The sequence below is a fragment of the Sulfidibacter corallicola genome (assembly GCF_017498545.1).
Lineage (GTDB): Bacteria > Acidobacteriota > Holophagae > Acanthopleuribacterales > Acanthopleuribacteraceae > Sulfidibacter > Sulfidibacter corallicola.
Genome location: NZ_CP071793.1, coordinates 9,680,748 through 9,694,470, shown reverse-complemented (window position 1 = coordinate 9,694,470; position 13,723 = coordinate 9,680,748). Strand labels below are relative to the sequence as shown.

Sequence of the window (13,723 nt, the reverse complement as noted above, 5' to 3'; positions counted from 1 at the left end):
GGCTCGAGCCGATTGGTTCCCTTTCTCATCTCTTCGACGATCGTTTCCCGCGGATATTCGATTTCCTTTGCTTGGTGGGATCGGCCCGTGCGGCGGTAGCGGTAATGCGGCACCAGCCTTCCGAACGAACGATTCGTCGAGTGACTCCCACTACGGGGTTCGACGCTGTCACGGATCCCGTAGGTTGTGCTCTCCCTCTGAGAGGGTCGAGTTCCAGTCTCCCCACATCCATTCGTGGTGAACTCGACCCTTTTCTTTTTTTGATTGAACCTCCCGCTTGGTGAGCGGTGGGGTGATGGCTGTCCTGGACCATGTGCGTCCCGACGATGGTTGGCGGGTGTGAACGGCGGCTTTGGATGGTGGGTGTCCCGGATGATGTCGGATGATGGACGTCGCGATGATGATTGTCGGGCGTGAACGGCGGCTCTGGATGGTGGATGTCGCGGGTCAACGGCGGCCTCGGATGATGGGTGTCCCGGGCCAATCCTGGAGGGATGGCCAGCGGAACGCTTGGACCACCATTTGATTAAAACGCGCGCCTCTGGCGCGCCACCAGCAGGCGTCCTGAAGGGACGACACAATACAGCGAAGGCGGTCCGGCGATCCGGTTAAGGAGCGAACAGCGACGCAACCCTGGTTGCCAGGGGTTCCCGCATCCAGCCCTGAAGGGGCGGCTCCGCAAAGGGCTCGGAGTAGGTGTGAACTCCGGAGAGGGGCTTCGTAGTCCCGCCCCTTCAGGGCTGGAGCACGGGAACTCCCGAGAACCAGGGTTGCGTCGGCGCTGCCTCCTTAACCCTTCGCTGTACTGTGTCACCCCTCCGGGGTGCCTGCTGGTAGCGGACCTGCGGTCCGCGTTTTAATCAAATGGTGGTCCGAGCATGGGTTTGGCCATCCCTTCAGGATTGGCCGCGAGCGGAGACAGTCCAGGCGTGCGGTGAACCGCGAAGGGAAGACAATCCAGGCATGCGGTGAACCGCGAAGGAAGACGATCCAGGCCATCGGTGAACCGCGAAGGGAAATTATCCAGACATCCGTTCGACCACAGACAATACGCATCCCAGGATACCGCAAGCGGGGCTACGAAGCGCCTTCGCGGCGCCGTCGCCATCCGCCCATTTCGGCGGCCGAGGGATGGGCCGCCCGATGGTGCCTCACAGGATCTCCCAGTGTAGCGATGCGTTCAGGGTCAACGGCGCTTCCGGTGTAACCAGTCGCGGTTCGATGTTGAGGGCGTCCGGGGGTGCCGATTGAGGCTCCACACAGAACGCATGCTCGGGCTCGTTGTAGACGACCCAATGCTGGACGTCGGCCTCCATGCACAGTCGCAAGGCGCCCGGCCAGAGGATTTCCACGGGCTGGCGCACCCCCACGAAGCAATCGTCCCAAGGACCCGGCGGCGGCGGAATCAGGCGATCGGTGGCCATGTGGTGCTCGTCACGGGCGTACATGGAATCGGCCTGAATGGACAGTTGCGCCGGTTCGCCGCGACCCAATTGGCGTTGAAACCAAGGGTGCCAACCGGCGGATGCGGGGAAGGGCTCGCTGTCGCTGTGGATCTCCATGGTCAGATCCAAACGGTTGGGCCCCAGGCGGAAGTGCTGAACGGCGCGGCCGGGAAAGGGCCAGTCGGGACCCAGGTCGATGTCGAAGGAGGCGGCCCCGTTGTACCTGCGCCAGGGGCGGTTGTAGGTGGTGCCGTGAATGGCGTGGGGTGGCATGGTGAGGGGGAGTTGGTAGTCGCGGCCGTCGAATTCGAAGCGGCCGTAGCGGATGCGCCCGGCCCAAGGGGCCATGGGATAACACCCCCAGTGAAAGGTGTTGGCCGTGGGGGGGACCAGAAGTTCCAGCCCTGCGATGGAGAGTGAGGTGAGACGTGCGCCGTGTGAAGGATCGATGGCGAGCGTGGCGTCTCCGGATGTCAAATGTTCCATGATAACTCCCAAGATCGGTGGTAGAGCGAAATCGCGATGGGAAATGCGATGATACCGGGGCATTCGAATCGCGCGCAAGGTGCGGGACCGGGTGAACGAAAGCGACACGGCCTATTGCGGTTTCGGAGGTCCCTGGCGTAGAGGACGCATGGGCCGGCCAAAACCTAACCTGGACGCGTTGGTCGGCGCGGCGGAGCGCGGAGGTCGGCCGCGTGAAAGAGGGTGGTCCTGAATTCATGTTTGCGCTAACATTGTGGTGTTGTCAAGCGTTTCCCTTCGCTTGGCTCTCTTTCCCGCCCCGCTCGTGGGGGCTTCCGCCAACGCTCTTCCATCAATGTGACGGCCCGTTTCTTTCCACCCATGGACGATCGAAAGGGGCCTGAACCACGCCGCTTGGGTGCGTGTTAACATCGAATCACTGACAGGACATGCTTCATGAATAGTATTCAAAATCCGATTTTGCGTGGATTCCAACCCGATCCCAGTATTCTTCGGGTCGACCACGATTACTACATCGCCACTTCCACCTTCGAATGGTTCCCCGGCATTCAAATTCATCACTCTCGCGATTTGGCCCACTGGAGCCTGGTGGCTCGGCCTCTGGATCGGGTTTCGCAGCTCGATATGCTGGGGGTGCCCGATTCGTGCGGTGTTTGGGCGCCTTGCCTTTCCTACGACAACGGTACCTTCTACCTGGTCTACACCAATGTGCGCACCTTCGACGGGCCCTGGAAAGACACGCCCAACTTCATGGTTACCAGCCGCTCGGTCACCGGGCCCTGGTCGGATCCGATCTTTCTCAACGCCAGCGGCTTCGATCCCTCGCTCTTCCACGACGATGACGGCCGCAAATGGGTGCTGAACATGATCATGGACCACCGCGGCGGCAAATTTTTCGGTGGGATCGTGCTGCAGGAGTACGATCCCGAAGCCAAGCGCCTGGTGGGGCCGGTGAGCCACATCTTCGGCAATACCGAATTGGGCTGCACCGAGGGTCCGCACCTGTACAAACGACAGGGTTACTACTACCTGGTGATGGCCGAGGGCGGCACCGAGTACAACCACGCGATCACGGTCGCCCGGTCACGAACCATCACCGGAGCCTACGAAGTTCATCCCGACAACCCGATGGTGAGTTGTGCCGAAGATCCCGAACATCCGCTTCAGAAAACCGGGCACGGCAGTTTCGTGGAGACGCCCGGGGGGGATTGGTACGTGGCCTTTCTGACGGGCCGGCCCTTGACCACACGGGGTCGCTGCATCACCGGTCGCGAGACGGCCATCGACCGTTTCCAATGGGACGAGGACGGGTGGCCGCGCCTGTCCTGTGGCGGCCGCATGCCCCGCGAACGCGTGGAGGTGTCGCACGAGGTCGCACCGGCGCCCGCGCCCCGTCCAGCGCGCGACGATTTCGATCGATTGTCGCTCGACCCCACCTGGCAATCGCTGCGCATTCCGGTCGCGGAGGATTGGCTGTCGCTGCGCCAACGGCCGGGCTTCCTGCGCCTGTTCGGTCGCGAGTCGCTGAACTCCCACCACTATCAAAGCCTGGTGGCCCGTCGCGTGACCGAGCACCACATTCAGGCCTCCTGCGCGTTGGAATTCTCGCCCCAGAGCTATCAGCAAATGGCCGGCCTGGTCTGCTACTACAACAGTTACAACTACCACTACCTGTACGTGACCGCCGATGACCAGGGGCGGCGCATCGTCAACGTGATCACCTCCGACAACTACCGGATGACGGAGCCCGTCCCTGAAGGCGTTTTGTTTCCCGAGAACGGCCCGGTCTTCATGAAGGTCGACTACGACGGTGCCGCGTTGCGGTTCTATTACGGGTACTCGATGGAAGCCCTGTTGCCGATCGGGCCCGTGCTGGACGGCAGTATCCTTTCGGACGACTACGTATGTGACGAGAAGAATCGCTACCGGCCGGCCTTTACGGGGGCCTTCGTGGGCCTGTGCTGTCAGGACCTGACGGGCATGCGGCTGCACGCCGACTTCGATTGGTTCGAATACCGCGAGCTGCCGAGAAACGGCAGGTAAGGCTTGGCTTGGGGAATGCGCCGCGCACGTTGCGGCGCATTCTCGCTCCGTCGTCCGGACAAGCCGTCCGGGCCGTCGGGTGACGCGATCCCAAGATCGTCCTTCCGCCCGTGGTGCTCCGCCTTATCGGCCCTCAAGCCCTTTCGAACAAACCGCCCCAGTTGCCGCGGAACTTTCGGCTCATCAGTAGCTTGGCGCCGTCCGGCATCAGGGCCATGTACTCGCCGTGAAAGTGTGGTTCGAATCCCAGGGCCCGCTCCGTGTTGATGATGTTGGTGCGGCTGATCCGCACGAATCGCCGGTCCAGCCGGTTCGCGAAATGGGTCAGGGTTCCGCGCACCAGGTATGTCTTGTCGCCGCTGTGCACTTCCACGTAATTGCCGGCCGAGGCCAGCCAATCGATGTGGGCCACCGGCAGGAAAAAGAATCGATCGGAGGCCTTGACCATCAATCGGGTCAGATGGGTTTCGGGGGGTTCGCTCGGTTGGGGGGTGGGCCGTGCCGGCTGTTCGGATTCGATTTGGTCGAGGAGCCGGCGCATGAGCCGCAAATTCTCGCGCTCGCGTTGGTCGCGAATCCGGGCACGGGCCCGTGCCACGGCTTTTTGAAAGCGCGCGTCGTCGAAGGGTTTCAGCAGGTAATCGATGGCGTTCACTTCGAAAGCCTGAATTGCGAACGCGTCGAAGGCGGTCACGAAGATCGTGACCGGCAGGCGATCGTCCGGAATGCGGCGCATCACTTCGAAACCGGTCATTTGCGGCATCTGCACGTCGAGGAACATCAGGTCGAGTGCGTGGCGGTCGATCGCCTCCAGGGCCTCGAATCCGTTGGCGCAGCTCGCGATCAACTCGATGTCGGGCTCCTTGCCGAGCACGTGCTGCAGGTTGCGCCGGGCCGGCAACTCGTCGTCGACGATGATCGTGCGGATGGTTTTCGTCATTGCGGGGCTCCTCGGGCGGAAGTCTCGACGGGCAGGCTCAAGCGGGCCACCACGCCCCGCCGATCCCAGTTGGTCAGGTCCAGTCGGGCCGCACCGCCGTAGATCGTGTCCAGGCGCATCAGGGTGTTGCGCAGGCCGATCCCGCCTTCCTCGGGATCGACGACTGTTTGCGGATCGCTCAGTTGGGGACCGTCGTTGCGTACCGAGATGTCGAGCCGCCCTTCGTGGATCCGGGTCTCCAGGATCAATTCGGCCCGCACCAGGCTTTGGGACACGCCGTGCCGGATGGCGTTCTCGACCAAGGGTTGCAGGATCATCGAAGGCACCATCAGGTCCAGGGAGCCCGGGTCGATGTCGCGCCCGATGACCAACCGGTCCTCGAAGCGAACCGCTTCGATGTCGAGATAGAGGTCGATGAAGGCCAACTCCTGCCTGAGCGTGATCCATTGATCCGATCCCTGGGTGAGCAACGACCGCAGGAGATCGGAGAATTTGACCAGCAGGGCCAGGCCTTGTTCGTTCTCGCCGGTCCGGAAGAACGAGGAAATCGAGTTGAGCGTGTTGAACAGGAAATGCGGATGGAGTTGGGCCTTGAGCGCTTCCAACTGACTCTTGGTCAGCATGCCCTCCAGTTGCGAGGTGCGCAGGCTTAGCTCGGCGGCATCGCGCTCGCGAATCCGCGACTCCCGGTACAGCACCCCGGCGTAGACGGCGGTGGCGATGAACCAGTAGATGGCGTAGTCGAACAGCGAATTGATGCCGTGCATGATGGCGAAATAGTCCCAGAACTGGTCCATCGCCAGGCCACGATGCCAGAGGAACCACCAGATCGCGTAAAACCCGTAGACCGCCATCCACGCCAGGCTGGCCATCAGGTTGGCGAGGATCATGTGCTTCAACGGGGCCCGGTGCCGCTGTTGATACTGGGCCAGCAGGAAGATGAAGATCGTGACCACGAGAAACGGCATGTAGAAGCCGATCTGGTCGATGAAGTACCAGGTCCAGGTGCGCTCGAGCTGAGGATTGCGGCGTAGGTATCCGTTACTGGCCACCAGGCCGCAAACCATGGTCCAGAACACCAGCACGGAGGCATAGAGAATCGCCTGCCATTTGGGCGAGATCGGGGCCACTTGGCCGCTCGGTTGTTCGCGATAGGATGCCAAACTGAGACCTCGTAGGATTGCCAAGCCCGTTTTCCGATGGGAACGCGGCACCTGGACGCCTCGATGAGGCTACCGAAAACGGCGCCGCCTGGTTGGATTCGATCGCTTTGGACCCGACTGCCGGGACTGGGTGCTCGCGACGGAAAGGCGTGGCCCACGCGGACCCGCCTGCGGGGCGATGGGCTGTGGTTGACGACGCGTTTGTCGCTGCATCATACCCCAAGTTCACCTTCACGCTGCGTGGCAAAGGGACGAGCCGCCCGCCTGTCGGTGGCTCATGTGAATCAAATTCGATTGGAGTGCCCGAATGTCCAAAGATTCGTCGTGCAGGGCGGTAAGCCCGCTGGATGTACTTTTCGAAGTGATCCATGCGGGGAGTTCCCGCATGTTTTGAGGATCGGCGCTGCAGTAGGTTGGCCCGCTGGGCCGACACTTCGAAGTGGTCCAGGCTTCGCAAGATCGAACGGGAAAAGAGCGAAGCACATTATTGGGCTGTTCGGATAAGTGCAAAGAGGAGCTTCGTAATATGTTGTGGGTACGGCCGGTATGGCGCGGCCTGTAGGGCACCGCACGACGCCCCTCTTCGGAAGACTGGAACACCATGCTTTCTCGCTTCACGTCGTTTCGTTCTCGAAATCAAGCTAGGCCCCCAGGTGGCTTGTTCATGGCTCTCATGAAGTGAACTCTGTAAAAATCGAAGATAGAGTTAATAACCTGAAGAGTCAGATATTCGGGGATTGCGTCATGAATGGTGGCCCAGTGGGCCGCTGAACCTACCTGGCACCACGCCTCTCTAGAGAAAACAGGTTCTCCGAAAGGAGCGGCTTCGACATGTCGGCCCAGCGGGCCAACCTGCAGGCCTAACGCCTCTCCCACGATGTGGGAACTTTGGACTTCACGGCTTTCGATTGGGGTAGCGAGGGGGATTTAGGGCTTCGCTCTTTGGCACAAATGATTGCCGTAGCTTGGATTGCTTCGAAGTGTCGGCCCAGCGGGCCAACCCTCAGGCCTAACGCCTCTCCCACGATGTGGGAACTTTGGACTTCACGGCTTTCGATTGGGGTAGCGAGGGGGATTTAGGGCTTCGCTCTTTGGCACAAATGATTGCCGTAGCTTGGATTGCTTCGAAGTGTCGGCCCAGCGGGCCAACCTACTGCGACGACGCCTCTCCCACGATGTGGGAACTTTGGACATCACGGCTTTCGATTGGGGTAGCGAGGGGGAATTAGGGCTTCGCTCTTTGGCACAAATGATTGCCGTTGCTTGGATTGCTTCGAAGTGTCGGCCCAGCGGGCCAACCTACTGCGACGACGCCTCTTTCGTGAATGCGGGAACTCCCGAGCGAATCGCTTCGATTGGTTTCCAACCTGAAACCCGGTAGCCGGTGTGCCGATGGTCCGGCACATCGGCAATCCGGCCCTCGGCTCGCGCAGCGGCTCCGTGGGGAGGAGGGCCCGGCCGAGGTCGGAAGTCCGCGATCAGGGAAGGGTGATGACGCGCACCACGCGACCGGCGAACGAGGTCATGTACAGCCGCGACCCGTCCGCAGCGGCGGTGATGCCGTTGGGGTTGGCGAACACCGCGTCGGCGGCGGGACCGTCGACCAGGTCGAATCCACCCGTGCCGGCCAAGACGCTGACGTCGCCGTCCAGGCTCACCTTGTAGATCTTGCCCTCACCGATGGCCGTGGCGTAGAGATGCCCGCCGGCATAGGTCAAGTACCCGATGGTGAAGAAGTTGGGTCCTCGGATTTGGGCGATCAGGCTCATGGCTCCCTCGGGCGAGAGGCTGAAGATCTTGCCGTCGTTGTAATTGGCCACGTACAAGGTACCCGCTTCGTCGAAGACGATGCCCACCGGGCCGTTCAGCGCGGCATCCTGTACGAACACCGAAACCTCGCCGGCCGGGGTGACGCGATGAATCGTCTGGCCGTCGAGGTAGTTGGCCACGAAGAGGTTGTCCTGAGCGTCGATCGCCAGGCCGGAGGGCCCGTTGAAGCCGGTGGCGAACACGGTCAGCTCGCCCGCGGGAGTCACGCGCCGCACGTCGCCGGCATTCCAGTTGGACACGTAGAGGTTGCCCTGGGAATCCCAAGCCTGGCCCAGCGGGCCGTCGAAGCCTTCGGCGTAGGTGCTGACGTCACCTTCGGGGCTGACCTTGAGCACCCTGGTGCCGCGGATGTCGTTGAAGTCACCACCGCCGAAGAAGTCGGAGACGTACAGGTTGCCCTCGCCATCGACGGTGATGGCGTCCACGAAGCCCTGATCGGACGCCAGCGTCGAGACCTCCGAGCCATTGCGAACCGCGGGAAGCTGGTCGAGCGGCATCGCATGGGCCAGCGCCGGTTCGCGCAATTCGTTGAAGACGAAGCTGGCGCCCAGGAGCGGCTGATCGCTTTCGGCTACCACGTAGTAGGGACCGGCGCTTTCGGGAAAGAGGTCGCCCATGGTTTCGGCGTGGGACGTACCGGCCGCCACGGTTCGGGTCACGGGCTCGCCGCGACTGCCGAACTGGTAGGCGTAGAAGCGAACCTCGGCCGGCGTGTCGCCGGTGTTCATGACCACGGGCGCCGCGAAGCCGGTTTCATTGCGGGGCAGGTTGTTGAACAGGAGGATCGGCGCGGCCTGGTTCATGGGCTGGGCATTGGTCTGGGCGGGCGAGGCTCTCGTTGCGGTGCTGGTGGCCCAAACGGTCACGCTGGCGCGCAGGTCGTCGGCCGAGCTGGCGAGACGCACGTTGAAACCGGTGCCCGAGGCCAGGTCGGGGAACAGGGTGTCGATGGTGAAGGCCTGTTGGTCGAACGGGTTGAGGATCAATTCGACACGGTGGGTTTCGGTGGTTTCGCCCGCACGGGTCAGGGTGAGCGTGACCCGCGCGCCGAGATTGTGGGGATTGTTGATCGTGATTTGAGACGGAAAGTCTTCGTTGTGGGTGGCCCAGGGAAAGGCCAGGTCGGTTTGATAGGCGAACAGGGTGCAGGTTTGCAGCAGCAAAAGCAGACACGGAATTCTCACGCACACACCTCACATAGACTTGATGAACGGGCCGGAGGAGCGCCGGCCGACGTGGTCCAAGCATGGAGGGTGGGGGTGGTGTGCGCGCCCCGTTTGGGACGAAGCCAGGATGTGCGGGGACGACCCGGCCGTGAGGTGGGATGGCGCCTTACCGCGCGATTGGAGTGGGCATCCTCGCGAACGCTCGGGATGGCGATCCACCCCGCCGAGACATCGAGCTTGGGCAAGTGTGAGGCGCAATGTTCGGGTTCAGCCCGATTGGCGCACGAACTTTTGGAAGATTCGGTTCATATCGAGGCTGGGGTCCCGTCGCTCGGGATTTTCGGGATGGTAGTAGTGAAAGGCGAGCAACAACTGATCTGGTGGCATTTGCAGCCCTCTGTCCCTTGCGGCGATCGCCTGCCCCTTGAGGAAGTTGTAGACCTTCACGTAATCCCGCCGGTCTTGTTCCAGAAGCTGGTTCAGATCGATGCCGAATTTGCGGTTCAGGTATTTGGGAAGGCCGGCCGTGACGAGCTCTCGTGTTCTTTCCTGCAGCCGGGATGCATGGGTTGGACTTTGGGGCGAGAATCCCGCTCGTTTGAACGCATTCACGATCTTGGTCTTGTCGATGATTCCTTTTTGCACGACCTGCCTTCCGATGGTCTCCGAAACGAGATTGAAATTGCCGCTATTTCGGATTTGGTCGTCGAGCGCGATGCCTTTCACGAAATCGTTGACGATGTATTGGCAGTACCGCGCCACCTTGTGCCGGTCTTCGACCCGCGTATCCGCTTTCCAGCCCAAGTTGTCGAACAGCGCCGCGAGTGCCACCGGGTCGCGAATATCGTTTTCCAGGGCGAGTTTGGTAACGGTTTCGAAGGCCTGCTCGAAACTGGTCTTGGGCTTGGGTTCCGACGGCTTCGGTTTGGGCTTGGGTTGGGCCAAGCCCAGTTGAGGGAGGATTTGCCTGGGTGGAGGATGGAAGATGCGATGAGCTACGTCGAAAGTGCCGTCCCTCAACGAGACCGCACTCCAGTGAACCGCATTGGGGTTGTTCATGGCGATGACCGGCGGCTGGCGGTAGTGGGCGTCGTAGAGGTGCAGAAACCGCTGGGCCAGGCTGTTCTGGCCGGTGGCGTGGTCCTGCAGCTTGGCGATCACCTGGGCGCGCGTATGGGGTTTGAATCTCATCCGCGGGTTGCGTGCCGGGAGCGGTTCGCCGTGAATCAATTCCAGCCGGCGCAAGATGGCACATTCGTTCTCGCTCAAGCTGGTGGTGTTCACGACGGGATGGGTGTTCCAACTGAAAACGGCCGAACCGAAGCCGGGGCCGCCGTCGTTGACGCCGAACGGGGTCAACAGCGCTACTTGGACCCCAAAGGCTCGGCCCAGGGATTGGAGCTCCAGAGGTCCTCCCCAGGCGTCGCGATTGTGGAACATCGCCGCGGTGTACATGTTCAGGATTCGGTGCCTTCGATCCTGGCTGCCAATTATGGCAAAACGCGTGTCCATGTGGGCTTGCAGCGCTTCCCGCAAGGCGTCGTGGTCGGCCTGATCCAGATTCGCCTCCAATCGGACCAGGGCTGTCAAGTGTGGTGACGGCTTGATTTTGGAGCCTTGGTAAGCGGTTTCGAATTTCTGGATGTAGGCGGCGACCGCCTCGCGCTCCCTGCGTCTGTTGTTTGCGCCGAGAACCCGTAGCCGAGTCTGCCCGTTCGGTTGATCCGTAGCCAGACGAAAACCGAGGACGAGACCCTGGGCGACCTGATCCATATATCTCTGGATTTCGGGTTGATCGCGGAACAGGTCCGTCGAGACGTGGTAGTCCGGCACGTTGCACAGGGTGAACACCCGGTGGCGGATTTCCTGTTCGACGTTCTCCCATATCTGGTTGGCGACGGTCATGTTGTGCTGCAATCCCCGCAGGGCGATGGTGCGTAGCCGATCCTGAAGTACGCCCTGCAACAACAGTGCGTTGCCCACATCGCCGTCGTCGGTGAAAACCGTGGCCGCGAGCTGCCTCAGCTCCTGCATGTGTTCGGGACTTACCCCCAAGACACCCGCCACCGTCGCGGGGTCGATTCGGTTCTGATGGACCAGGGCCATCAAACCCATGGCGAACCCGTTGTACGCGCATCGATTGTCGCCGTGGGTGTGCCACTGGCGCAGGTCCAGGCCCTGGAGGGCGAAATCGCGATCGATCAGGGGTATTCTTCGTCTGCCGAACAGGTGACCCAGGCTGCCGAGTTGATCCAGATCCCGCCAGGTTTTGCTGTTCAGGCCGCGCAGCACCTTTTGCGATTCCAGCAGCAAGGCATGGCGCTCGTCGCCCTTGGGCAGCTTTTCGATTTCGGTGAAGAACTGCTCCAGGTGTACCTGGAAATCGTTGGCGCTCCTGTCCTTTTGGATTTGCACCAACAGGCGTTTCAGGTCCTGGGACGGGTTCCCGGTCAATTTCAGCGGCGTTCCTGGCCTGAAAGAGCCCGACTTTTGGAGACCGGTATCTTGGAGCAGGAGCCGGCTCACTTCCTCCTGGCGCGCCTCGGGCAGCAGTTGAAACCGATTGTAGAAGGCGGGTGACTGGCCGAGATCCTCGGCCAGATCCCCCAACTCGTCGTGGATCAGGTCTTGAACCTCTTCGAAGACCTCGAGACGGGCCTCCAGCGAATTCGTGGCGAGCAGCTTGGCCTGGGTGCGTTGCCATTCGCCGTGGTGGTCGCCGCTCGCGAAGAAGGCGTCGAGTGTTTTGGTCTGGGCGGGAAAAAATGTTTGGAGTGCCAGGTTCAGGGCCTGTTTCATCTCGGCCAGGGCCTGGGCTCGCCCGTCGTCGTCTCTTGCATCCGTGTACCGTTGTTTGGCTTGGTTCATACGATCGATGCACATTTTTTCCGGGGACATCGTGGGCGGCTGAACGTCGGAATTTGGCGGTTTCAGGGCGATTGGGCGGGCCTTCAAATGCAGGCTGTCGAAAACGCGTTCCAAGTGCCGGGCTTCGCGGTTTTGCAGGAATTGTTTGCCATGGTTGACCTGGACTCCGGTTTCGCTGGCCAGCATTTCCAGGAAAAGGCTCTTCATGACCGCTTGAGACATGGGGTGGGTCGGGTTTTTTTGAGCATCCGGGACGTGGCCGTAGTGGTCGACCAACGGCATCGCCAGTCGTTTCTGCTGGGCAGTCAGCGCTCCCTTCTTCACGGGGTCACGCAAGTAATTCTGCCCCGGAAACAGCCCGCCGTGGGCGATGTTCCCGCCGAGATCTCCCAGCATGTCGGCGAACGTCAGGGAACCGTTGGCGATCATGTGAAGCGCTTGTTCGGTGGACAGCCAGGTGCCGAGTGCGTGGCGTGGCTCGGCCAGAAACAGGATCGACATGATGTTCAGGACTGCGTCGCGGGCGGTGACCCCCCCAACGGCCTGGTCCAGATCGGTGTAGTACTTTTTCTCTCCGCCCGGTTTGTAAGCGGGTTTCCGATGCCAATCCGAACCGAAGGCAACGCCATCCCTTGTCATGACCAGGTCCTTTTCATAGGTCACCGGCAAGGTTCCCAGTCGAATGGGGACTTTGGCCATTTCCGCGATGGCGGTTTCATCGCCGCCCAGCACGCGCAACATGAGCTGGGCCAATTGGGCGTCGGAATAACCCGCTGAACCGGCCGTTTTGGCCAGAAGGCTCCGGCGGACGATGGTCTGGATGTTGGGATAGGAGAGATCGAGCATGGCGGTGTTGCCCTTTACCTTGGACAGGCCGGGCAAGGGCCATTTCATGCGGGTGGTGCCGCCACCGCCGCCTTTTTCGTTGACCGCGAGGATGCGGGTCCCTCCGGGAAAGCGAAGCTCGGTCACATGGTGTTGGTACCGCCCAAGCTGGTTGTGGCGGTGGCCCAAATGCTTGCGAATGACGCGCAGTTCCGTCATGGCGACCATCCAGGACTTACCCTGCATGTTCATTCCGTAGTAGGTCGGGTTTTTGGCCAGCGGGCTTCCCGAGGCGGCCGCATAATAACCCTTGTCCTTGGCCCTGTCCGCCTGGATGCGCTTGCTCTTGTCGGCCCAATACCCGGGTCCGTGCTTTTTGGGTTGGGTTTTTTTCTGTTGGCCGAGCAGGTTTTGAATGGCGTCGCGTTTGTGCTGTTTGAATTCCGCCTGGAACTGGGTGACGCGTCGGTGCATGCTTTGGGTCGCTGCATCCTGCCAATCGCGGCGACGGAGAAAGGTACCGTAGAGGTGGCCCAACTCGCGGGAGAAGTTACCGTCGCCTTTTCGGGTCTTGAGTTGATCGGTGAGACGGGTACGTCGAATGCCTTCGAAGTCCGGCATGTGGGCGTCGGTCGGCGTCCGAGTGGTTCTCGGCCTCTTGGCGAGGTTCGTGACTGGCGTCGTCACCCCCGGTGAGATGGTCGACACGAGGCTTCGCTTGCGGGTGGAAGCGCCTCTGTGGGGTTGGTGCCCGATCGGTGTCGTCAGCCCGCCGATCTGTGCGGGGACACCTGGGCTGATACCGCTGATGTGCCTGCCATGGATGCTCGATTGCCGTTGCGTAAAGGAAGGAAGCTGATGGGTCGGCACCAAGGGCGTGCTTTGAAATCGCCGATGGTCGCCGCCCGATTGAACCGGTCTGTATGACATTTTTGCCTCCTGTCGATTCGGGCCTGT

6 protein-coding genes are annotated in these 13,723 nt (G+C 61.4%); 1 reads left to right on the top strand and 5 read right to left on the bottom strand.

Going from position 1 to position 13,723, the window contains the following annotated elements:
* Positions 1-1,151 precede the first annotated feature (1,151 nt).
* Entirely contained in the window at positions 1,152-1,931 is a 780-nt protein-coding gene (locus J3U87_RS29335; protein ID WP_237379349.1) for an aldose epimerase family protein, read from the bottom strand.
* Between the two features lie 435 nt (positions 1,932-2,366).
* Between J3U87_RS29335 and J3U87_RS29330 the strand changes: the two genes are divergently transcribed.
* Positions 2,367-3,974 (top strand): glycoside hydrolase family 43 protein, encoded by a 1,608-nt coding sequence (locus J3U87_RS29330; RefSeq protein WP_237379348.1) that lies wholly within the window; start codon positions 2,367-2,369, stop codon positions 3,972-3,974.
* 133 nt (positions 3,975-4,107) lie between these two features.
* Here the strand turns inward: J3U87_RS29330 and J3U87_RS29325 are convergent, their stop codons facing one another.
* The 4 genes from J3U87_RS29325 to J3U87_RS29310 form a co-directional block, all read right to left on the bottom strand.
* Positions 4,108-4,914, bottom strand: coding sequence for a LytR/AlgR family response regulator transcription factor (locus tag J3U87_RS29325; protein WP_237379347.1), 807 nt, complete (start codon positions 4,912-4,914; stop codon positions 4,108-4,110).
* Positions 4,911-6,077: a sensor histidine kinase gene (locus J3U87_RS29320; RefSeq protein WP_237379346.1), complete on the bottom strand. Its 1,167-nt coding sequence runs from the start codon at positions 6,075-6,077 to the stop codon at positions 4,911-4,913. The genes J3U87_RS29325 and J3U87_RS29320 overlap by 4 nt, the downstream gene beginning before the upstream one ends.
* 1,478 nt (positions 6,078-7,555) lie before the next feature.
* On the bottom strand, positions 7,556-9,091 hold the full coding sequence (locus J3U87_RS29315; protein ID WP_237379345.1) for a virginiamycin B lyase family protein: 1,536 nt from the start codon (positions 9,089-9,091) through the stop codon (positions 7,556-7,558).
* 249 nt (positions 9,092-9,340) lie between these two features.
* On the bottom strand, positions 9,341-13,696 hold the full coding sequence (locus tag J3U87_RS29310) for an OTU domain-containing protein (protein ID WP_237379344.1): 4,356 nt from the start codon (positions 13,694-13,696) through the stop codon (positions 9,341-9,343).
* Positions 13,697-13,723: the final 27 nt, after the last annotated feature.